This window comes from Collimonas sp. (genome assembly GCF_044339385.1).
Classification (GTDB): Bacteria; Pseudomonadota; Gammaproteobacteria; order Burkholderiales; family Burkholderiaceae_D; genus Collimonas.
Genome location: NZ_JBIIVN010000023.1, coordinates 1 through 22,347, shown reverse-complemented (window position 1 = coordinate 22,347; position 22,347 = coordinate 1). Strand labels below are relative to the sequence as shown.

Sequence of the window (22,347 nt, the reverse complement as noted above, 5' to 3'; positions counted from 1 at the left end):
TAACATTTCCATGGTGATCACCTTATATCTCCTGCCTAAAAATTAGACAGGACAAGTAGAACACCTGGGTCAATTTTGAATCAGCACTATGCCCTTTGCTGGGTCAATTTTCGGTCAGCCGCAACAGCCAGCGGCCAATTTGTTGATGCAGACCCGTTTCGTGCGCATTGTGGGTGATGCCGCATGGACGCAACAACGCCGCGATCATTGCTGGTTCGCGGCGTTGTTTTCAATGGCAATCAAAGCTGTCATTCTTGAAACTAAACAGCCCAAAAACACCCCATTTAATGTCGCAACTAAATCGCTAAGCCATTGATTTTAATGGAAATATTGGTGGAGGCGGCGGGAATCGAACCCGCGTCCGCAAGCCCTCTACAGACAGTTCTACATACTTAGTGCTGTCATTTGATTTAACCCGGCCGACGCGGACGCACACGCTTCGTTCAGGCGAGTCACCTAAATTTAACTGTTAGCCAGGTAACCCGACTAAAAGCGATTCCCTGTAAATGACTCTACTGCTGTTTTACCAGCCCACCCCAGGGACGAGATGGTGTAGAGCTAACCGGCTATTAAGCGGCTAGTGCGTACGAGTTATCGTTTGCAGTTAGATCTATTCCGATTGTATTTACGAGGTAGTCGGTCCTCGGTATGCCCTGCGCTGCTTTGTAACCCACGTCGAAACCAGGTCGCCCCCAAGCAGGACGCTATTGTAACGCACTTGGGGGATGCCTGTCAGGACGTTGCCGGTATTGAAAGGGTAGCGGCTGGATTATTTCAGGGCGAAATCGACGCGATTCGGTTGGCCCTTATCTTTGATGCCATCTGCTGTCAGTTTCGGCGCGATGAGGAAAATCCGTTCGAGTGGGATCTGACCCTTGGTTTCCAGGTAGGAGCGGACGGCTTCAGCGCGTCGGGTTGCCAGTGCGCTTAATGCGTCTTTGGTCACTTGCGTGTTGTCGATAATTAGTTTTTCCATTTCCGCTACCGGCAGCGATTTGGCAAAGCCGATGGCGTTGCGGGGCTTGTCGAATTTTTCGGTGCCGTATACTTTGACCATGTATTTTTGCTTGTCGGCTTCGGTCAAGGGAGCATCGTCCGGCTGCGTGTCATCGCTTTGATTTACCGAGTCCTTGAGTTTCAGCGCAGCCAGTTTGCGATTCAATATTTGCTGGCGCACGCCATCGGTGTCGGTAACCGGGTCGACGCGGCCGATCAGGTCTAGCTTCAATGCGGGGCGGTCTTTCAGTGCTTTGGCGATAGTGCCCAGTTTGCTTTGCGTGGTGGCGGTGAGTGTCACCGAGCCAGGCGCGAATTCGGCGTAGCCGAGTTCGTCGCCGCCACCACCGAATGCCGAGCTGATCAGCGCAAATGGCGATGTGACAGCCTTGACGATCAGGTTGATGAAGATGCGAACAATGATGCCGCCGATTGAGAATTCCGGGTCGGACAAACTACCGGAAATCGGCAGATCGATGTTGATCTGGCCATTACGGTCCTTCAGTAGCGCTACTGCCAGCAGCACCGGCAGCTTGGTGGCGGTTGGACTGTCGATCTTGTCGCCGAAAGTGAGTTGGTCGATGCGGACACTGTTGTCCGCGACCAGCTTGTCGTTCTCGATATGGTAGTTCACATCCATCGACAACTTGCCTTTCTCGATGGCATAGCCGGCGTACTTGGCTGTATAGGGTGTAAGGCGCGGTAGTTCGACGCCGTTGGCGCTAGCCTTGATGTCGAGGAAAATCGGTTTGAACAACGGATTGAGCGAGCCGGAAATGGCGACCGGCGCGTCGTTATCGATCTTGCCATTGAGATCGATCGCTGCCGGCGCCGCCTTGTCCGATGCGATCCCTCCGATCGCGCCGTTCATGCCAGTCATGTTGGCGGTGAAGTTCGGTTTGACGAAGTTGTCGGTGTAGTTGATATTGTCGCCTTTAATGACGACTTCGCCGATCTTGATTGCCGGCGCATTTTCTTTCGATGGTGCGGCAGCGATAGGGGCGATGGTGGTGCTGCCTTCGGCGGTAGATTTCGTGATTTTTTTTGTGCCTTGGCCCATGCCTTCGCCAGCCTCGGCGGAAGTCAGGGATGGCTTCGGTGCGCCGGGCGGCGCATTCTTTGAAACGACAATATCTTGCAGGTTGAGCTTTGCCGATTCGGACAAGATGATGCGGGCATAGAAATCGTCGAGCGCGATTTTTCCAAGCGTTACGTGTTGCCGAGGGCTGCCAATGCTGGCGTTGATGCCGCTGACATCGAGCAGTTTCCACTTCAGGAAATCCGCAGAACTTTCCTTGTCGAGTACCCGGAAATTGGCCAGGTGCAGCGTGCCGTCATAGTCGGTGACGAGTTCCTGACGGCCGCTGGGCGGTACCAGCCTGAGTTTGCCTTTGGTGCTGGCGAGGCCAGAGGTCAGCGTCACGTTCAGATAATCGGTGAAGTAGGGCTGCAGAGCCGACACCGGCAGGTTCTGCGCATCGATGGCTAGTTCGAGCGACTTCATTTGCGCGGCGATGTTACCGTCAGCCGATAATTTGCCGCTCTTGTTGATCTGGCTGCGCAGGCTGATCTTGATGGATTTGTCGAGCTTGCTGGGGACGTTGTCTGCGGTCAGGTTGAAGTCGTCGGCTCGTAGCTTTACCGCCGGTTTTACTGTGTCGTCGAGATAGGCAATGGCACTGTCGGCGATCGCAAACTGATTGATGTTGGCAATCCAGTCCGGTGCCGCTTTCTTAGCAGGCGCGGCACCGCCAGTCACCTTTGGTGGCGCCCCGGCGGCAACGAATTGTTGGAGGTTGAGTCGGCCTTGGGCATCGCGCCTGATATCGCCCTGGATACCTGCCAGGCGCAGTGCATTGGCGTTGAAGGTATGGGCTTTGGTATCGATGCTGGCATTTTCCAGGCTGATTTTCTTGACGCCGATGCTGCCGCCGGCTTGCGCTTTGGCTGCCACCTTGAGGTCGTTGACGTCTATCCCGAGCCGATGCAATTGAATCCGGCCTTCACCGATGGCGAGCAAGGTGTTGAGCGACAACTGGCCCGACAGCAGCGCCGCCAGCGAGCGATTAACGTAAGGTTGGTACTGTGCTAGCGACAAGGCATCGATGCTGACTTTGCCAGCGACCTCACCCTTGGCCGGAGTGATTTGGCCGATGAACTGAATATGCTGGTTGCCATCGCTGCCGCTTGATAGTTTGATGGTGGCCGGTTTGGCATTAGCCGCCATCGACAGTTGGCTGGCATCCAGTGCGAGGTTCTTGACTTGCAGGTTCAGCGCCGGCGATGCATTGGCGGCATCCAGCCAGTTGACCGTGCCGTTGTGAATACTCAGCTTGGCGAGCGTCATTGCGGGGGCAGCGCTGGCAGGCTTTTCCGGCGCATCCTTGGCGATATCCTGTTTGGCTGCCGGGGTGCTCAGAGCAGCCCAATTGAGGCTGCCGTCGGCATTCAAATTGAGCCAGACTTCCGGTTGCTGGATATCAATCCGATCCAGTGCGGCGCTGCCCTCGAGTAGATTGAGTTGATGGATATTTGCATTGATCGCCTGCGCTTTTAGCAGCGGCGCGGCATTCTTGTCGGCCAGCGCCACGTCCGCCAGGTTGATCGCGCCGGACAGCACGATGTCGGGTTTGTCCTGGTTACGCACAAAACGCAGGTCGAGTTTGGTGGAGAGTTTCGTGCTGTCGATTTTCAGCGGCAACGCCACTGGCGAAAACGCCGCAAAACTGGCGACATCGAGCTGATCGATATCGATCGCCAGCGCCTTCTCCTGGTTGCCGGCGAATGGTTTGCTGCGGCCTTTCAGGTCGAACGGTGTGCCGTTGATCTTGGCCGATAAATGCGGCTGGACAAAGGTGTCGACCTTGCTTGGAAAATTCGACACGTACGGCAGGCCGATGTTCAGCGCTTCGATATCGACCAGCTTATTGGTGACCTTGTCGTCGAACTTGATGGTGCCGTTTTCCAGCTGGATATTGGAGAGCGAAAACATCGCCGGTTTGTCGCTCTTGGGCATCGCCAGGATGCGGTCGATGACGTCGGAGAAATTGTAGCGGCCGATGCCTTCGGCGCTGGTGCGCACGATATGCAGGTTCGGGCCGACCAGCTTCGCTTCATCCAATACCGGCGCCAGCCGCAACAATGAGGCTGACGAAGCGTTGAGCAGCAATGTCTTGTTGGAGAATGCCGGCGTTGTCTGGTCTGGTTCATACAGCGTGATATCGGACGCGATCAGTGTAATCGTGAACGGATTGAAGCTGATCTTGCCGATGCTGACCTTGCGGCCTATTTGCGCTTCGGCCTGTTGTTCCGCCAAATGTTTGACGACCGGTGGGACTGCGAACCAACTGATAAGCGCCAGTAAAAGCAGCACCGCAACCGCAATGCCCGCCCAGCGCATGGCGCGAGGGAGCCACGAGGGACGAGGGATATTTGCCATTTTTATTCCTTATGAATACGGATGTCGACAAGATACCGCCAGACAGCATTAGCCAGCTAATTTATCAGAATCCGAGAAAACGTTGCAACAAGCGGCGAATTGAGGCTAGCGCTTGTCCATGTGATGCTTGGTCCTCCGGTGAGTGCCAAGCTATGAATGGCGCGTCATGTTGCTGCTTAATTTTACGCATTAAATGGCGCGTAATATTTAATGGCGCGTAATGCTACTGCTTAATTTTACGTAATAAATAGCGCGTAATATTTACGGTAGCAGCGCCAGCAGTTGAATCGGCGTATCGATCAATGCATCAGCGGCCCAGGAACCCGGTTCGGTTGCGCCGCAATAACCCCAGGCTGCGGCAATCGTTGCCATACCAGCGGCCTGTCCGGCCTGGATGTCGCGCAGGTCGTCGCCGACATACCAGCATTCGTGGGGCGCCACGTTGAGGCGACGTGCCGCTTCCAGCAACGGCTCCGGATGGGGTTTGGGATGGGCGGTGGTGTCGCCCGAGATGACGCAGTCGGCATCTCCCAGGCCGATCAGGCGCACCAGTGGATCGGTGAAACGTGCTGCCTTGTTGGTCACTACGCCCCAGCCGAGATTGCGTTCCCGCAAATCCCTCAACAATGCCGGAATGCCGTCAAACAATGTACTGTTGACCGCTAGTGCGGCGGCATAGTGATCGAGAAAGCCATCCCGCAATTCATTAAAGCCGAGATCGCCAGGTTTGAGGCCGAAGGCCGCGCCGATCAAGCCGCGCGCACCGGCTGAGGTATGTGGGCGCAGTTGTTCGTATGGCGTCTCCTCAAGTCCACGATCTTTACGTACGCGATTCATGGCGGCGGCCAGATCCGGAGCGGTGTCGGCAAGCGTGCCGTCGAGATCGAACAGGATTACGCGAGGGATTGGCAATGACATGGAGGTTCCTCGGTAGTGAAAGTGGCAGGCCGTGGCGTAGTCACTTTCTAATCAGTTTCATAAATCCGGCCAGTTGTATTGCCACAATGGACTCAATGAGTTTGCCCGCAACAATAGTCAGAGGCTGGCATTCTAGGCCGGCCTGGTGCATGCCATCAGATAGTTGACTGCAGTATCCTGGTTAAGCGAATAGATGCGGGTGAGCGGGTTGTAGCTCATGCCGCGCAACGTATCGATCGTCAGCCCGGCGTTACGCGCAAATTGCGCCAGTTCGGCCGGCGTGATGAACTTGGCATAATCGTGCGTACCTTTGGGTAGCATGCGCAACAGGTATTCGGCACCGATGACTGCCTGCAGATATGCTTTTGGATTGCGGTTCAGGGTCGAAAAGAAGACTTGGCCGCCGGGTTTGACCAGTGTTGCGCAAGCGCGCACGATCGATGCCGGATTTGGCACATGCTCCAGCATTTCCATGCATGTGACGACATCGAATTGCGCCGCTTCGCGCTGCGCCAGGTCTTCCGCTGCGATTTTCTCATAGCGAACTTCGATCCCGGATTCCAGACTATGCAGGTCGGCAACCTTCAATGCCTTGTCCGACAGGTCAATGCCGGTTACCTTGACTCCCTTCCTGGCCATTGATTCAGCCAGGATGCCGCCGCCGCAACCTACGTCGACAACGTTTTTGCCGGCGAGCGAGGCGCGCGAATTGATCCATTCAAGGCGTAGCGGGTTGATTTCGTGCAACGGGCGGAATTCCGACTCAGGGTCCCACCAATGGTGAGCCAGATCGCTGAATTTCTTGAGTTCTGAGGGGTCTGCGTTCATAAGACGAATCATAGCTGGAAAGTCAGGTTTTGCGGTTTCAAACCCGATTAAAAAACGAACAAAGTCTGCGAGGGCAGCGCTTGCTTTGCGACCTTGTTGTGCAGGAAAGCGTTATGCCTGATGGCCGATACGGCCCTCGGAACGTTCAATCTTGTACAGACAAAAAAAACCCCGCCTAGGCGGGGTTCTGATCGAGTTTGAATCGATTAGTTGGTACGTGTACCAACAACTTCGATTTCAACGCGACGGTTTTTAGCGCGGCCAGCAGCTGTCTTGTTGTCAGCGACTGGTTGCGATTTGCCTTTACCTTCGGTGTAGACACGTTTAGCTTCGACACCCTTGTGTACCAGGTATGCCTTAACAGCTTCAGCGCGACGAACCGACAGTTTTCGGTTGTAAGCAACGGAACCGATCGAGTCAGTGTGACCAACAGCGATGATGACTTCCAGGTTGATTGCGCCCAGTTTCGATGTCAGGTCATCCAGTTTTGCTTTGCCTTCTGGCTTCAGGACAGCTTTGTCGAAGTCAAAGAATGCATCAGCAGCAAAAGTTACCTTTTGCGATACCGGTGGCGGTGGCGGTGGCGCTACTGGCGCTGGAGTTGGTGCAACTGGAACCGGTGCAGCTTGGGCAATTTCGCCGTCGCAACCTGGAACCGAGTCAGCTGGTGTCCAGTAGCCGGTGTGCCAGCACAGACCGTACGGGTCACGTGCTACGATACCGTTTGAGCTTTGAACGTAGGCGCTGTTTGGGGTAGGTGCCTGGATATCTTTGATTTCCTGCGCAGAGGCAGAGAGTGCGACGACTGCGGACGCAGCGAAGACGAGTTTTACTAATTTATTCATGTTTCTCCTCTCGGTTGAGATATCCGCAGATTAACTGCGCAACTAATATACGACATCAAAAATTGGATAGTACCACGTGGTTCAGGCCGTTACGTGAGGGATTGACCACACGCAATGAACTTGACCACCATTCTGCCACAGGCTGCTATCGCTAGCGAAGGATGCCAAATGATCCAGCATACGTTTTGCCCGCTTCGTTGTCTTCATACAACATAACATTATGAAAACATCTCTGCCGGCAACATCTTACATTGCTATAAGAAAAATATCGAAATTATTTTAATCTGTTTGCATTTTTATTACGACTCTGCGGTCCGGGCTGAGGCAATCGATAAGCTGTTTATGGCTAAGTGTCGGGCTGCACTTGGAAACCGGTTGCGCGTCGCCGGCACCGACGATATCCATCCGATTGCCGACACCTTTGCTTTTCAAATATGCAGCAACGCTGGTGGCGCGTTGTTTTGATAACCGTTGGTTATATTTCGCCGAGCCAATACGGTCCGTATAGCCGGTCACTATGATTATCCCGGTGCTGTTGCAGATTGTCAGTTTGCCAATCACTTCTTGTTCGATGTGCTTTTTGGCAATAGCGGTCAGGGTTGCCTTACCGAAGTTAAAGGTCTGGTCACTCGACAAAGTGATATTGCATTGCGGAACGATTGCCTTAGAAAGGGCCGGTTCTTTATTTGCAATTAATGGGTTTTCCGCGAGATCTGGCGCAATTGCTTTCATCACCGGCGGTACCAGTGCGCCGTCGCAGCCGGTCATCGCGTCATCTTGCTCCCAAAAACCGGAGCGCCAGCACAAGCCATCCTGGCTGCGTACGATCGGTCCGCGACCATCGTGCAGGTAGGCATTTTTTTCGGTTGTTGCTCGGATATCGGTAGTTTGGGCAAAGCTTGTGTTGGCGGCGAGGCCGAGAGCAGAGCCAAGGAGCAGGCTCAGTGCAATTTTATGACGCATATTGTTTCCTGAGAGAAGTGGCGGCTAGGCGCTGGCAAAAGAGCCTGATTGCCTGGCAGGGCGGCATTTAAACATATTTTTTGGCGTATAGCGTTTCCCGCCGCAGGTATGCGGTGCGCTGCCTGCCTGAAAAGCCAGAAGCGCAGCCCCCGCGTGCTAAAATCATGCGCCCAACTACCGTCGTTCTGAGCAGAGGCCGGCTTTATGCCGTTTTTTTAGCTCCGAATATCGGTCTGGCTGTTTGTGCAAGGGCCGCTGGCTGTGTTCAGCTGCCTGGTTTTTTATTATGCAAATAGCCGTATTAATATATCTGTGATCGATCAACCCAAGTAAAGACTCGCCGACTCGCTAATGGATCAATTCGCTAAAGAAACAATCCCGATTTCCCTCGAAGAAGAAATGCGCAAGAGCTATCTCGATTACGCAATGAGCGTGATCGTCGGCCGTGCGCTGCCGGATGTTCGCGACGGCCTCAAGCCGGTGCATCGCCGGGTCTTGTTCGCCATGCATGAAATGAACAATGTATGGAACCGCCCCTTCGTCAAATGCGCGCGCGTGGTTGGTGAGACGATGGGTAAATACCATCCTCACGGCGACGCGTCGATTTACGACACGCTGGTGCGGATGGCCCAGCCGTTCTCGTTGCGCTACATGCTAGTGGATGGTCAGGGCAATTTCGGCTCTATCGACGGCGACGGCGCTGCGGCGATGCGTTACACCGAGTGCCGCCTTGACAAGATCGCGGGCGAGTTGCTGGCTGATCTGGACAAAGAAACCGTCGATTTCGTGCCAAACTACGACGGCAAGGAAAAGGAACCGTCGGTGTTGCCGACCCGCATTCCGAACCTGCTGATCAACGGTTCCTCGGGTATTGCTGTCGGTATGGCGACCAATATACCGCCACACAATCTGACCGAGGTGATCGACGGCGCACTGCATGTGCTGCGTAATCCGGAATGCGCGATTGATGAGCTCATTGAAATCATCCCGGCACCGGATTTTCCGACCGCCGGCATCATCTATGGCGTCTCCGGCGTACGTGACGGTTATCGCACCGGCCGCGGCCGCGTGGTCATGCGTGCCAAGACTCACTTCGAAGAGTTCGGTCGTGACGGGCGCACCGCGATCATCATTGACGAGTTGCCGTATCAGGTTAACAAGAAGGCCTTGTTGGAGCGTATCGCCGAGCTGGTGCGTGACAAGAAGCTGGAAGGCATTTCGGATCTGCGCGATGAGTCGGACAAGTCCGGCATGCGCGTGGTGATCGAGCTCAAGCGCGGTGAAGTAGCCGAGGTGGTGCTCAACAATCTGTACAAACAGACACAGTTGCAAGACACGTTCGGCATGAACATGGTGGCGTTGGTGGATGGTCAGCCGAAGCTGCTGAACCTGAAGCAGATGCTGGAATGTTTCCTGTCGCATCGCCGCGAAGTCGTGACGCGCCGCACCGTGTTCGAACTGCGCAAGGCGCGCGAACGCGGACATGTGTTGGAAGGTTTGGCAGTGGCACTGGCGAATATCGATGATTTCATTGCGCTGATCAAGGCCGCACCAACGCCGCCTGTGGCGAAATCCGAACTGATGGCGCGTGCCTGGGATTCATCGATGGTGCGCGAAATGCTGGCCCGTACTGGCGAGGAAAACCTTGGTGGCATCGAATCGTTCCGTCCGGAAAACCTGCCGAAGCATTACGGTATTCAAGCCGATGGCTTGTACAAGCTGTCCGACGATCAGGCGCAGGAAATCTTGCAGATGCGCTTGCAGCGTTTGACCGGTCTGGAGCAGGACAAGATCGTCAATGAGTACAAAGATGTGATGGCGCAGATCGCTGACTTGCTCGATATCCTGGCCAAGCCGGAGCGCGTCACCGTCATCATCACTGATGAAATGACTGCGGCCAAGAACGAATACGGCATCGGCAATAAGGATGTACGTCGTTCGCAAATCGAACACAATCCTACCGATCTCGGTACCGAGGACTTGATCACCCCGCAGGACATGGTGGTGACGTTATCGCACACCGGCTACATGAAAGCGCAGCCGGTTTCCGAATACCGCGCACAAAAACGCGGTGGCCGTGGCAAGCAAGCTATGGCGACCAAGGACGACGACTGGATCGATCAACTGTTCGTCGGCAATACCCATGATTATATTTTGTGCTTCAGTAATCGCGGCCGTCTGTACTGGCTGAAGATATGGGAAGTACCGCAAGGTTCGCGCAACTCGCGCGGCAAGCCGATCGTCAACATGTTCCCGCTGCAGGATGGCGAGAAAATTACCGTCGTACTGCCCTTGTCTGGCGATAACTGCAGCTTCCCTGAAGACCGCTACGTGTTCATGTCGACCAGCCTCGGCACCGTCAAGAAAACGCCGTTGTCCGACTTCAGCAATCCGCGCAAGGCTGGCATTATCGCGGTTGATCTGGATGAGGGCGATTTCCTGATCGGCGCAGCGCTGACAGATGGCCGGCACGATGTGATGTTGTTCTCCGACTCTGGCAAGGCGGTGCGCTTCGATGAAAACGATGTACGCCCGATGGGGCGCACCGCGCGCGGTGTGCGTGGCATGAATCTGGAAGAAGGGCAGCAGGTTATTGCCTTGCTGGTCGCCGAAAACGAACAGCAATCGGTATTGACGGCAACCGAAAACGGCTTCGGAAAACGTACTCCTATCACCGAGTACACTCGCCATGGTCGCGGTACCAAGGGCATGATTGCGATTCAGACCAGCGAGCGTAACGGCAAGGTAGTCGCCGCAACATTGGTTGATGCGAGTGATGAAATTATCCTGATCACCACCGGCGGTGTCCTGATACGCACCCGTGTCGCAGAAATTCGTGAAATGGGCCGGGCGACGCAGGGCGTGACGCTGATCGCGGTGGAAGACAGCACCAAGCTGAGCGGTTTACAGCGGGTGGTAGAGTCCGACGTTGAGGCCGATGCTAGTGTCGATGCTGGCACCGGCGAAGCAGGCGGAGCTGAGCCGGTCGTTGAGTAAATAAAGAAAGAGACTGCCGCATCCTGGCTGGCAACCGGGGTGCGCATTATCCGGAGCGCAGATTGCGGTTAGGTAGTTTTGGTTACTGTTTTGATAGAACATGCGCTATGTCGTCCCCGCCAACGCAGAGATACATGTCAAGCTCAGCACGGATGTTCTCATTGGCTGGATTGACGGCAATTGTTGCACCTTAGCTTTCATGTTCTTCTTTGACCTTCCGGTAACGCCATCTGTTGGTTCGTCGTCATTCTCTGTTTTCATCTGACAATATTCATCATGCCTATCTATAATTTTTCCGCCGGCCCCGCCGTATTACCGAAAGAAGTGTTGCAGCAGGCTGCGGCCGAGATGCTGGATTGGCATGGCAGCGGCATGTCGGTGATGGAAATGAGTCATCGCGGCAAGGAGTTTATGTCGATCCTGGCGGCTGCGCAGCAGGACTTCATCGAGTTGTTTGCAGTGCCGTCAAATTACAAACTGCTGTTTATGCAAGGCGGTGCGATTGCCGAAAATGCGATCGTGCCGTTGAACCTGATGGGCCGCAAGGAGCAGCCTGCAAGCGCTGATTACATCAATACCGGCTCCTGGTCGACCAAGTCGCTCAAGGAAGCCAAGCGTTACGGCAATGTCAACGTCGCCGCGTCGTCAGAAGATAAGCAGTTTTCTTGCATTCCGGCGCGCGACAACTGGCAATTGTCGAAAGACCCGGCCTATGTGCATATCTGCACTAATGAAACGATCGACGGCGTCGAGTATCAATTCACCCCCGATATCGCGGCCGAGACCAACAATGCACCGCTGGTGGCCGACATGTCCTCGCACATTCTGTCGCGCGTGGTCGATGTCTCCCAATATGGCGTGATTTACGGCGGCGCACAAAAGAATATCGGTCCTGCCGGTCTGACGCTGGTGTTGGTGCGCGAAGATCTGCTGGGGCATGCGTTGCCGGCCTGCCCCTCGGCATTCAACTGGAAAATTGTTGCTGACAACGATTCGATGTACAACACGCCGCCGACCTATGCGATCTACATCGCCGGGCTGGTGTTCCAGTGGATCAAGAAGCAGGGCGGGGTTGCCGCGATGGAGCAGCGCAATATCGCCAAGGCGGCATTGCTTTGCGCGTATCTGGATTCCACCGATTTTTATCGCACCAAGATCGCCAGCAATTGTCGTTCACGCATGAACGTACCGTTCTTCCTGGCCGATGAGGTGTTGAACGAAGCTTTTCTGGCCGGCGCCAAGGAGCGCGGCTTGTTGCAGTTGAAGGGGCACAAGTCGGTGGGTGGCATGCGCGCATCGATTTACAACGCGATGCCGCTTGAAGGCGTGCAGGCGCTGGTCGACTACCTGAAAGAGTTTGAGAGGCATCGCGGCTAAAGAATTCGCATAGTCATTCTCGTTGTCGGCGCTTGCCGCTTTTACCTGACAACAGAACTACAGATAGAATCACAGATAGAAATACAGTCATCATGAGCGAAGATAAACTCCTGCCGTTGCGTCAACAGATTGATGCCATTGATGCGGAAATCCTGGTCTTACTTAACCGTCGTGCGCAAATCGCGCAAGAGGTTGGCCATATGAAGGCCGAGACCAATGCCCCGGTGTTCCGTCCCGAGCGCGAAGCGCAGGTATTGCTCAAGGTTGCCGAGCGCAATCCCGGGCCGTTGCAGGGCGGCGACGTTCAGACCATTTTCCGTGAAGTCATGTCGGCTTGCCGTGCGTTGGAAAAACGCGTTACGGTGGCCTATCTTGGCCCTGCCGGAACCTTCAGCGAGCAGGCGGTCTACCAGCAGTTCGGTCATGCGGTGGAGAGCCTCGCTTGCGTGTCGATTGATGAAGTATTTCGCGCGGCCGAAGCCGGCACCGCAGATTTCGGTGTGGTACCGATCGAGAACTCGTCCGAGGGCGTGATCAATCGCACTCTCGATTTGCTGCTGCAAACTACACTCAGCATTAGTGGCGAAGTATCGATCCCTGTGCATCACAGCTTGATGAGCAAAGATGGCTCGATGAATACGGCGGCTCGCATTTGTGCGCATTCGCAGGCGCTGGCGCAATGCAACGCCTGGCTCAATCAGCATTATCCGTTGCTGGAACGGCAGGCGGTGGCCTCCAACGCTGAAGCGGCGCGTATGGCGAGTGAGGATCCGACGCTGGCGGCGATTGCCGGTGAGATCGCAGCAGAAAAATATGGCTTGCAGATTGTCAGCGCTCACATTCAGGATGATCCGCACAACCGCACCCGTTTTGCCGTGATCGGACGCCTGCAAACGGCAGCCAGCGGCAAGGACCAGACCTCTCTGGTGCTATCGGTGGCGAACAAGGCGGGTGCGGTCTACAGCCTGCTGGCACCGCTCGCTAAACATGGCGTATCTATGACGCGTTTTGAGTCGCGGCCGGCGCGCATGGGTGCCTGGGAATATTATTTTTATGTCGACATCGAAGGCCATGCGGATGACGACAAGGTGGTCAAGGCGCTGGCTGAGCTGAAACAGAATGCGGCGTTCTACAAGTTACTGGGCTCGTACCCACGCAGTTTTTGATCCGGCCGGACCCAATTTTTATTCCTTCAATCTTTCAATCTTTCAATCTTTCGTTGCGAAAGCAGACAATGTCAATTCAATTAGGTCCAGAGTATGTGCGCGCCATCGCCCCGTATCAGGGCGGTAAGCCGATTGCCGAAGTCGCCCGCGAGTTCGGTCTCGACGAAGCCAGGATTGTCAAACTGGCGTCCAACGAAAATCCGCTCGGCATGCCGGAATCGGCACGTCTGGCGATGCAGCAGGCGGTAGCCGATATTGGCCGCTATCCGGATGCCAACGGTTTCGATCTGAAAGCAGCGATCACTGCCAAGTACGATGTGCCGGCCGACTGGATCACCCTGGGCAACGGCAGCAACGACATTCTCGAATTGGCCACGCACGCTTTCGTGCAGGCGGGCCAGGCCACCATGTATGCGCAATATTCTTTCCTGGTGTACGCACTGGCGACGCAGGCCGTCGGCGCGCGGGCAATCGTGGTCAAGGCCAAGGAATTTGGCCATGATCTGGATGTGATGGCCAACGCCATTACCTCAGACACCAAGCTCATCTTCATCGCCAATCCTAACAACCCGACCGGTACTTTCATTCCTGCCGCCGACATCGAGGCGTTCCTGGCGCGCGTGCCGGCGCAAACCGTGGTGGTGCTGGACGAAGCCTACAACGAATACCTGCCGCCGGAATTGCAGTATGAATCGATTGTCTGGGTCCGCAAGTATCTGAACCTGCTGGTGTCGCGCACCATGTCGAAAGCTTACGGACTGGCGGGTTTGCGCATTGGCTTTGGGATTGCGCAACCGGTCATCACCGATTTGTTGAATCGGATCCGCCAGCCTTTCAATGTCAACTCGCTGGCACAAGCCGCTGCGGTTGCGGCATTGAACGATAGCGCGTTCTTGCAACGTAGCGCGCAGTTGAATCGTGACGGTTATCACCAATTGACACAGGCGTTCGAGGAACTGGGTCTCAACTATGTGCCCTCGTACGGCAATTTCGTGCTGGTCAAGGTTGGCGACGATGATAACGCTGGCGCGCGGGTCAATCTGGCGTTGCTGAAGCAAGGCATCATCGTGCGCCCGGTCGGCAACTACGGTTTGCCGCAATGGCTGCGTGTCACCATCGGCTTGCCGAATGAAAATACGGCGTTCATCGACGCATTGAAGACATTGTTAGCTTGACCCAATCGGTCAACTTGATCGGGTTGTCCGTTGGTCCGTTTGTCCGTTTGTCCGTTTGCTAGGACAATAACCCGGTTTCAATTTTTATTTTTTATTAACGCAAACGCAACAGGCGACAGTCGTGTTCAAGAAAATCGCAATATTCGGTGTGGGTTTGATCGGCGGATCTTTTGCACTGGCCTTGAAGAAGGCCGGCGCAGCGGAGCAAATAGTCGGCGTCGGTCGCCATGCCGCGACGCTGGAACGTGCGCGCCAACTGGGCATCATCGATGTCGCCGCCGCTTCAGTTGCGGATGCCGTCGGCGGCGCCGACCTGATCCTGATCGCGGCGCCGGTGGCGCAGACCGCAGCCATTCTCACCAGCATCGCCCCGCATCTGCAAGCCGGGACTATCGTTACCGACGCGGGCAGTACCAAGTCCGATGTGGTGGCGGCGGCAAGGGCTGCATTGGGCGGTAAGAGCGCGCAATTCGTGCCCGGCCATCCAATCGCCGGACGCGAACAAAACGGCCCCGAAGCAGCGCTGGCCGATCTGTATGTCGGCAAGAAAACGGTGTTGACGCCGTTACCGGAAAATGCCGAACAGGATATCGCCACGGTGGCCAGCGCGTGGCAGCAATGTGGCGCCTCCATTCATCGCTTATCAGCGCAGCAGCACGATGCCATTTTTGCGGCGGTCAGCCATTTGCCGCATGTGTTGGCCTATGCGTTGGTGGACGACATCGCAAACAAGCCGCACGCGGCTGATCTTTTCCAATATGCGGGTGGTGGTTTCCGTGACTTTACCCGTATCGCCGGCTCTTCGCCGGAAATGTGGCGTGATATTTCTTTGGCTAATCAGAGCGCTTTGCTGAGCGAGTTGGACGCTTATCTGGAGCAATTAACCCGGTTGCGGGCTTTGCTGGCGGCCGCCGATGGTGCGGCCATCGAGGCCATCTACAGCAATGCTCAGCGGGCCAGGCATGGCTGGATCAGCGCCATTGAGACGGCCGAACAATAGAACAAGGAAGGTGGCGATTGATGAGTACCCAACGAACACAGCACTATCCCGAACATCTGGATCTGCATCCGGTGGCGCAGGTGCGTGGCACGGTCCGGCTGCCCGGTTCCAAGAGCATTTCCAATCGCACCTTGCTGTTGGCGGCACTGGCTAACGGCACCACGCAGATTCACGATTTGCTGGCATCGGACGATACGCTAGTGATGCTGATGGCGCTCAAGCAGTTGGGCGTTGTCTGGGAACAGCAAGAGGGATCGCAAACCTATCTCGTACAGGGCTGCAATGGCAGTTTTCCGGTGCGCCAGGCAGATCTGTTCATGGGCAATGCCGGCACTGCTATCCGCCCGCTGACGGCGGCCTTGGCGGCTATCGGCGGCGATTACACATTGCATGGCGTAGCGCGCATGCACGAGCGGCCGATCGGCGATCTGGTCGATGCCTTGAATGCAGTCGGCACCCGGATCTCCTACACAGGTGTGGCCGGCTATCCACCCTTGCACATTCAGCGCGGGCAGTTGCGGGCGCAGCGGATGCAGGTGCGCGGCAACGTCTCGAGCCAGTTCCTGACCGCGCTGCTGATGGCCGCGCCGTTGATGGCCAGGCATGAAGCAGTGACGGTCGAGGTGGTCGGTGAACTAATTTCCAAGCCTTACATTGAAATCACGCTCAATCTCATGCGCCGTTTTGGCGTGGCCGTGGAACGCGACGGTTGGCAATCATTTACCGTCGCGGCAGGCCAGCGGTATCAAAGCCCGCAGAGTATTCACGTCGAGGGTGATGCTTCTTCAGCCTCCTATTTTCTGGCGGCAGGCGCAATTGCCGGCGGCCCAATGCGGGTCGAAGGCGTCGGCAAGGATAGCATTCAGGGTGATGTACGTTTTGTCGATGCGTTGCAACGGATGGGGGCCAGGATAACCATGGGCGACAACTGGATCGAGTCGTCCTCGAACGGTGTGTTGAAAGCCATCGATGCCGATTTCAATCACATCCCCGATGCAGCCATGACGATTGCGGTGGCTGCGCTTTACGCGGACGGCCCAAGCACCTTGCGCAATATCGCCAGCTGGCGCGTCAAGGAAACCGATCGCCTCAGTGCAATGGCGACCGAGTTGCGTAAATTGGGCGCGCTGATTGAAGAGGGTAGCGATTACCTGCGCGTGACGCCGCCGCTGCAATTGCGGCCAGCCACCATCGATACTTATGACGATCATCGGATGGCCATGTGTTTTTCGTTAGCCGCTCTCGACGGCGCGGCGCGGCGCGGCACCACTGTGCGCATCAACGATCCGAAATGCGTTGCCAAGACTTTCCCTGATTATTTCAGTGTGTTCGCGCAAATCGCCGAGCAGACACTTTTGTAACTTGGCAGACCGCGCATGAATTTGACACTTGACGATGTGCGCGATCTGTTTCGCCCGGTAACCTACGATCGCGCTCAGGAGTACGTGCTGCAGCGCCGGGTGCTTGCGCTGAAACAGGATGGCGATGTCATTAATGCTGTCGTCCAGGGCAGTGGCAGCAACGTCTATCGCCAAGAGATTATCTTGTCGACGTTTGACGATGCGCCGGATATCGAGAGTGCATGTTCCTGCCCGGTCGGCAACCACTGCAAGCATGTGGCGGCGGCGTTGATCGAATTTCTGCAACGACACGGTCGCGGCGGCAAGCTGCAATGGCAACCGGATTCGACGCACGATCAGGCGTTGGTAGCGCTAAGCGCGCCAGTGTTGGCGAAGCCATTGGCCACGCCGGAACTTAAATCGACACTTGCACGGCCGATGGAAGCATGGCTGGGACGAGTCGAAAGCGAAATAGCTGGAGCCGGTACCGGAGCGTTGCCGCAGCAGCCTGGGCTGCGCCAGAAAGTCGCGACGCATCATGTTGTATTCGTGCTGTCTTCCGCCTACAACGGCAAGAAGGCGGTGCTGCATTTGTGTAAGGCCCTGCAACGCCCTAACGGCCAGTTTTCTGCCGCGCAGCCGATAACCGATGTGCCACGTTTGCTGGCTGATCCGTCGGTATTGCTGCGTGCTGAAGATCGCGATCTGATCGGCTTGTTCGTGGCGCAGAACGACGGCAATCACGCGCAGCACGCGGCTTGCGAATTGAGCGGAAAACTCGGCGCGCAGTTATTGCTGTCGCTGTTGCAGCAACAGCGTGTGCTATGGGCGAATTCACTGGCCGATTTATCGAAAGGTACTGCCTATCCGCTGCAGCTGGCCGCCACGCGCCGCGCCAGCCTGGCCTGGTATGAGGCGGTGCGCCCGGATCGTGATGATGGCCGCGATGTCGGCAGCGACAAGCTGCAACTCGGCTGGCAATTTGAAGCTGAGCCGAGCGATACATCGATGCCGAATCAGACGCCGGTTCGCAAGAATATCGATTACCTGCTGCCAACAGAGCCGCCCTGGTATATCGACAACCTGTCATGTGGTGAGCTACAACTTTCGCAGCGTGATACCAGGATTTACAGCAAGGCACTTAACGATTTGGTGATTCAGGCACCGCTGCTCGATTCCCACGATTGTTTAGCTGTGGCGCAGCAATTGCTGGCGCAGGGGTTGAGCGAAGTAATTCCGTTTCCACCACAAACGCCACAAATAATCCGCGAGCATATTGCGCCGCGGCCCTTGCTGGTTCTGGGGAATTTGCCGAACATCAGCAATCCTGCGATGCAGGATTTTGCTGAACTGCATTTTCGTTATGACGGCGAACTGGTATCGGTGTTGTTCGCGCCTACGGTAAGCCGCAGCACGCCGGCCGGCATCGAACAAATCGTGCGCGACCAGGCTCTCGAAGAGGGCTTCAGGCAGTCTCTGCTTGAGCTCGGCATGCTGCCGCTGCAAGGCAGTCAGCACCCGCTGGCAATGATGCCCGGCATGTTCATGCTGCCGGATCAAGCGGCCTGGCTACGTTTTGCGAGAGACGGATTGCCGCGCTTAGTCGAGCAAGGCTGGCAGATCGACAAGCGCGCCGAATACCGTTTCGATGTTGCCGAGGTAGAAGACTGGTATGCCGAAATCGGCGAAAGCCACGAGGGCGACCGGCAGGCAGCCAGCACATCTTTCGAGCTCGAACTCGGCATTGTGGTCAACCACCAGCGCGTGCCGTTGCTGCCGTTGCTGGTCGATTTGATCCGGCGGGCGCCGCAGGATTTCGATCCGCGCGCGCTGGCGCAACGCGACGATACCGAGGAATTACTGGTGCGGCTGGCCGATGGCGTGCATGTCGCCATGCCTTGGGGGCGTATCAAGCCAATTCTGAACACGCTGGGCGAATTGTATTTCGCTGAGAAAGCGGAGGGGCCGGTACGTTTGTCAACGCTTGATGCGGCGCGCCTGGCGGAGCTCGATACTGGCGCCAAACTGCGCTGGATCGGCGGCGACCGCTTGCGTAGCATGGGGCAGAGACTCAGCACCTTCGGTGGAATCCGGAAGATTACAGCGCCACCAGGTCTGCAGGCGACATTGCGCGACTATCAGTTGGAAGGGGTCGCGTGGATGCAATTCCTGCGCGAATACGACTTGGCCGGCATCCTCGCTGACGATATGGGGCTGGGCAAAACGGTGCAAACGCTTGCCCACATATTGCTCGAAAAGCAGGGTGGGCGCTTGACCTCGCCGGCGCTGGTGATTGCGCCGACCAGCCTGATGGATAACTGGCAGCAGGAGGCGGCACGCTTCGCCCCAGATCTGCGGGTGTTGGTATTGCAGGGCAAGCAGCGGCTGGAACAGTTTGAACAGATCGGTGAGTATGATCTGGTGCTGACCACCTATGCGCTGCTGCCGCGCGACGAACAGCGCTGGCTTGAGCATGCATTTCATCTGTTGATCCTGGATGAAGCGCACTACATCAAGAACCCGCGCTCCAAAGTCGCGCAGAGCGTGTCCTTGCTCAATACACGACACCGGCTTTGCCTGACCGGCACGCCGGTGGAAAACCATTTGGGGGAACTGTGGGCGCAATTTCATTTTCTGTTGCCGGGTTTGTTGGGTGACGAGAAAAGTTTCAATCGCGATTTCCGTCATCCGATCGAAAAGCAGGGTGACGCCAACCGGCGCGCGCTGTTGGGGCAACGCATCAAACCCTTCATGCTGCGTCGAACCAAGGACAAGGTCGCCACAGAATTGCCGCCGAAGACTGAGATGATACGTAGCGTGACCTTGACCGGTGCACAGCGCGACCTGTATGAAAATGTGCGCCTGGTGATGGACAAAAAGGTGCGTGAAGAGGTAGCAAAAAAAGGCGTCGCGCGCAGCTATATCGTGATTCTGGAAGCGTTGTTGAAGTTGCGTCAGGCATGCTGCGATCCGCGTCTGATCAAGAGCGATTTATTGGGCGACGTCATATTGGACGACGTCATGGCGGCACCGCCAGATACGCCGTCAGCCAAACTGGCGGAGTTGCTGGAGATGCTCGATGAGTTGCGGCAGGAAGGTCGCCGTATCCTGGTGTTCTCGCAGTTCACCAGTATGCTGAGCCTGATTGCTGAGGAACTGGATCAACGCGATATCGGTTATGCGTTGCTGACCGGCGCCACGCAGGATCGGGCCGAACCGGTGCGGATGTTCCAGGAGGGGGCGGTGCCGGTATTCCTGATCAGCCTGAAAGCCGGCGGCGTCGGACTCAATCTGACGGCTGCCGACACCGTGATCCATTACGATCCCTGATGGAATCCGGCGGCAGAAAGCCAGGCTACCGATCGCGCCTGGCGCATCGGCCAGGACAAGCCGGTGTTTGTCTACAAGCTGATTGCCAAGGGAACGGTGGAGGGGAGTATCCAGTTGTTGCAGCAGAGAAAGGCCGATCTGGCGCAAGCGATGCTATCGCCGTTGGACGAGACTCGCAATGTCGGATTGACGCAAGACGATTTACAAGCCATTTTCGCGCCTTTGTCCGACCCATAAATAGATATGAGTGGATATAAATAAACACATATCAATAAATTTTAACGAAAAAATATTGCTTTCATTTTTCAATTACCACCGAATATTCCTATGTCCAACACCCACATTCCTGTCATCACCATCGACGGTCCAACGGCATCCGGCAAGGGTACAGTTGCGCAAAAGGTCGCGCAGCATCTCGGTTTTCATTATCTCGACTCCGGCGCTTTGTACCGACTGACGGCATTGTCCGTGCTGCGCCGCAATATTGCGCTGGATGACGAACATGCGCTGGCCAAGGCGGCCCAGCACTTGCATTGCCATTTCAGCGGTGCGCATATTTTCCTGGCAAGCGAAGATGTATCGAACGATATCCGGGCCGAAGAGGTCGGCAATCTAGCCTCAAAAATTGCTGCTATACCAACGGTCAGGCAAGCCTTGTACGGCCTGCAACTGAGTTTTCGTCAGCATCCCGGGCTGGTCGCTGATGGGCGCGACATGGGGACCGTGATTTTCCCGCACGCTGGCTTGAAGGTGTTTTTAACCGCAAGCGTTGAGGCCAGGGCGCAACGTCGCTATAAGCAATTGATTGAAAAGGGGGTTTCTGCTATTATGCAACACCTCTTAAAAGATTTGATGGAACGTGATGCGCGCGACATCAATCGCAGCTCTGCCCCGTTGAGGGCTGCTGGAGGGGCGTATTTGCTGGATACTTCTGAGATGACGGCCGACGAGGCTGTGGAACAGGTGCTCGGTTGGTACGCTGCCACCAGGCAGATCTGAGTAGAAGTTGTTCCAAGCAATTTTTTTACGCAATTGTGCCAGGCGTTTGACCTCATGCGGGGTTAAACGCATTGTTTTTTGCAGTACCTTGGTGTTCGATCTGACGCAAAGTCTGATCGAGCGTTGAAAAACCTAACCCAATATTGACCGCCTCTGCCTGAGTAGTTGCATTGCGCGGCAATACTGTCAACTAGTCAAAACTATGTCCATCACTGTTCTGTTCCCTGTATCTGCCGGTGCCGATGAATTCGCCGCGCTGTTTGAAGAATCGCTGTCACGTCAAGACATGCGTTCTGGTGAAGTGATTTCTGCTGAAGTCGTACGCCTTGACCATAACTTCGTTATCGTCAATGCCGGCCTCAAGTCCGAAGCCTTCATTCCAATCGAAGAATTTAAAAATGACAACGGCGAACTCGAAGTGGCCGTCGGCGATTTCATCTCCGTCGCGATCGAATCGCTGGAAAACGGTTTCGGCGACACCATCCTGTCGCGTGACAAGGCCAAGCGTCTGGCATCGTGGCTCTCGCTGGAAAAAGCGATGGAGTCCGGCGAGATCGTTACCGGTACTGTCAATGGCAAGGTAAAGGGCGGTCTGACCGTTCTGACCAACGGCATCCGCGCATTCCTGCCGGGTTCGCTGGTCGACACTCGTCCGGTCAAGGACACTACGCCGTTCGAAGGCAAGACCATGGAATTCAAGGTCATCAAGCTCGATCGCAAGCGTAACAACGTTGTGTTGTCGCGTCGTGCCGTTATCGAAGCATCGATGGGCGAAGAGCGCCAAAAGCTGATGGAAACCCTGAAAGAAGGCACCATCGTGACCGGCGTGGTCAAGAACATCACCGACTACGGCGCGTTCGTGGATCTGGGCGGCATCGACGGCCTGTTGCACATCACCGATCTGGCATGGCGTCGTGTGCGTCACCCATCGGAAGTGCTGACAGTTGGTCAAGAGATCACTGCCAAGGTTCTGA

At 55.9% G+C, this 22,347-nt stretch carries 16 protein-coding genes and 1 other RNA gene; 11 read left to right on the top strand and 6 right to left on the bottom strand.

Annotated elements, in window-relative coordinates; translation table 11 throughout:
- Positions 1-88: 88 nt before the first annotated feature.
- Positions 89-316 (top strand): hypothetical protein, encoded by a 228-nt coding sequence (locus ACIQ0R_RS03165; RefSeq protein ID WP_395823594.1) that lies wholly within the window; start codon positions 89-91, stop codon positions 314-316.
- Positions 317-331: 15 nt separating this feature from the next.
- Here ACIQ0R_RS03165 and ssrA read toward each other — a convergent pair.
- The 6 genes from ssrA to ACIQ0R_RS03135 form a co-directional block, all read right to left on the bottom strand.
- Positions 332-694: a transfer-messenger RNA gene (gene ssrA / locus ACIQ0R_RS03160) on the bottom strand.
- Between the two features lie 75 nt (positions 695-769).
- The gene (locus tag ACIQ0R_RS03155) at positions 770-4,435 is read right to left on the bottom strand and encodes a DUF748 domain-containing protein (protein ID WP_395823592.1); all 3,666 of its coding nucleotides are present in this window, start codon (positions 4,433-4,435) and stop codon (positions 770-772) included.
- A 261-nt stretch (positions 4,436-4,696) separates the two neighbouring features.
- Positions 4,697-5,353: an HAD family hydrolase gene (locus ACIQ0R_RS03150; protein WP_395823590.1), complete on the bottom strand. Its 657-nt coding sequence runs from the start codon at positions 5,351-5,353 to the stop codon at positions 4,697-4,699.
- Between the two features lie 132 nt (positions 5,354-5,485).
- Positions 5,486-6,181, bottom strand: coding sequence for a bifunctional 2-polyprenyl-6-hydroxyphenol methylase/3-demethylubiquinol 3-O-methyltransferase UbiG (gene ubiG, locus ACIQ0R_RS03145; protein ID WP_395823588.1), 696 nt, complete (start codon positions 6,179-6,181; stop codon positions 5,486-5,488).
- A 206-nt stretch (positions 6,182-6,387) separates the two neighbouring features.
- Positions 6,388-7,026 carry an outer membrane protein OmpA gene (gene ompA / locus ACIQ0R_RS03140; RefSeq protein WP_395823586.1) on the bottom strand — a complete coding sequence of 213 codons (639 nt, stop codon included), beginning with the start codon at positions 7,024-7,026 and terminating at the stop codon, positions 6,388-6,390.
- Positions 7,027-7,305: 279 nt separating this feature from the next.
- Positions 7,306-7,989 carry an OmpA family protein gene (locus ACIQ0R_RS03135; RefSeq protein ID WP_395823584.1) on the bottom strand — a complete coding sequence of 228 codons (684 nt, stop codon included), beginning with the start codon at positions 7,987-7,989 and terminating at the stop codon, positions 7,306-7,308.
- A gap of 351 nt (positions 7,990-8,340) precedes the next feature.
- Here ACIQ0R_RS03135 and gyrA point away from each other — a divergent pair, with 351 nt between their 5' ends.
- From gyrA to ACIQ0R_RS03085, 10 genes are all read left to right on the top strand, one after another.
- Positions 8,341-10,986, top strand: coding sequence for a DNA gyrase subunit A (gene gyrA, locus ACIQ0R_RS03130; protein WP_395823582.1), 2,646 nt, complete (start codon positions 8,341-8,343; stop codon positions 10,984-10,986).
- A 276-nt stretch (positions 10,987-11,262) separates the two neighbouring features.
- Positions 11,263-12,363, top strand: coding sequence for a 3-phosphoserine/phosphohydroxythreonine transaminase (serC, locus tag ACIQ0R_RS03125; RefSeq protein WP_395823580.1), 1,101 nt, complete (start codon positions 11,263-11,265; stop codon positions 12,361-12,363).
- A gap of 92 nt (positions 12,364-12,455) precedes the next feature.
- Positions 12,456-13,529: a prephenate dehydratase gene (pheA, locus tag ACIQ0R_RS03120; protein ID WP_395823578.1), complete on the top strand. Its 1,074-nt coding sequence runs from the start codon at positions 12,456-12,458 to the stop codon at positions 13,527-13,529.
- Positions 13,530-13,597: 68 nt separating this feature from the next.
- Positions 13,598-14,704 (top strand): histidinol-phosphate transaminase, encoded by a 1,107-nt coding sequence (hisC, locus tag ACIQ0R_RS03115; RefSeq protein ID WP_395823576.1) that lies wholly within the window; start codon positions 13,598-13,600, stop codon positions 14,702-14,704.
- A 121-nt stretch (positions 14,705-14,825) separates the two neighbouring features.
- Positions 14,826-15,704 (top strand): prephenate dehydrogenase, encoded by an 879-nt coding sequence (locus ACIQ0R_RS03110; RefSeq protein ID WP_395823574.1) that lies wholly within the window; start codon positions 14,826-14,828, stop codon positions 15,702-15,704.
- A 20-nt stretch (positions 15,705-15,724) separates the two neighbouring features.
- Entirely contained in the window at positions 15,725-17,065 is a 1,341-nt protein-coding gene (gene aroA, locus ACIQ0R_RS03105) for a 3-phosphoshikimate 1-carboxyvinyltransferase (protein ID WP_395823572.1), read from the top strand.
- A gap of 15 nt (positions 17,066-17,080) precedes the next feature.
- Positions 17,081-20,374 (top strand): SNF2-related protein, encoded by a 3,294-nt coding sequence (locus ACIQ0R_RS03100; protein ID WP_395823570.1) that lies wholly within the window; start codon positions 17,081-17,083, stop codon positions 20,372-20,374.
- Positions 20,375-20,437: 63 nt separating this feature from the next.
- A complete protein-coding gene (locus ACIQ0R_RS03095) occupies positions 20,438-20,611 on the top strand; it encodes a hypothetical protein (RefSeq protein ID WP_395823568.1) in 174 nt (57 codons plus the stop codon).
- A 90-nt stretch (positions 20,612-20,701) separates the two neighbouring features.
- Entirely contained in the window at positions 20,702-21,373 is a 672-nt protein-coding gene (gene cmk / locus ACIQ0R_RS03090; protein WP_395823566.1) for a (d)CMP kinase, read from the top strand.
- A 202-nt stretch (positions 21,374-21,575) separates the two neighbouring features.
- On the top strand, positions 21,576-22,347 hold a 772-nt coding region (locus ACIQ0R_RS03085), incomplete at its 3' end, for a S1 RNA-binding domain-containing protein (protein WP_395823564.1).

Coding starts and splice junctions, on each gene's coding strand:
- ACIQ0R_RS03165 (WP_395823594.1), top strand. CDS start 89: ATGCCCTTTGCTGGGTCAATTTTCGGTCAGCCGCAACAGCCAGCGGCC.
- ACIQ0R_RS03155 (WP_395823592.1), bottom strand. CDS start 4,435: ATGGCAAATATCCCTCGTCCCTCGTGGCTCCCTCGCGCCATGCGCTGG.
- ACIQ0R_RS03150 (WP_395823590.1), bottom strand. CDS start 5,353: ATGTCATTGCCAATCCCTCGCGTAATCCTGTTCGATCTCGACGGCACG.
- ubiG (WP_395823588.1), bottom strand. CDS start 6,181: ATGAACGCAGACCCCTCAGAACTCAAGAAATTCAGCGATCTGGCTCAC.
- ompA (WP_395823586.1), bottom strand. CDS start 7,026: ATGAATAAATTAGTAAAACTCGTCTTCGCTGCGTCCGCAGTCGTCGCA.
- ACIQ0R_RS03135 (WP_395823584.1), bottom strand. CDS start 7,989: ATGCGTCATAAAATTGCACTGAGCCTGCTCCTTGGCTCTGCTCTCGGC.
- gyrA (WP_395823582.1), top strand. CDS start 8,341: ATGGATCAATTCGCTAAAGAAACAATCCCGATTTCCCTCGAAGAAGAA.
- serC (WP_395823580.1), top strand. CDS start 11,263: ATGCCTATCTATAATTTTTCCGCCGGCCCCGCCGTATTACCGAAAGAA.
- pheA (WP_395823578.1), top strand. CDS start 12,456: ATGAGCGAAGATAAACTCCTGCCGTTGCGTCAACAGATTGATGCCATT.
- hisC (WP_395823576.1), top strand. CDS start 13,598: ATGTCAATTCAATTAGGTCCAGAGTATGTGCGCGCCATCGCCCCGTAT.
- aroA (WP_395823572.1), top strand. CDS start 15,725: ATGAGTACCCAACGAACACAGCACTATCCCGAACATCTGGATCTGCAT.
- ACIQ0R_RS03100 (WP_395823570.1), top strand. CDS start 17,081: ATGAATTTGACACTTGACGATGTGCGCGATCTGTTTCGCCCGGTAACC.
- cmk (WP_395823566.1), top strand. CDS start 20,702: ATGTCCAACACCCACATTCCTGTCATCACCATCGACGGTCCAACGGCA.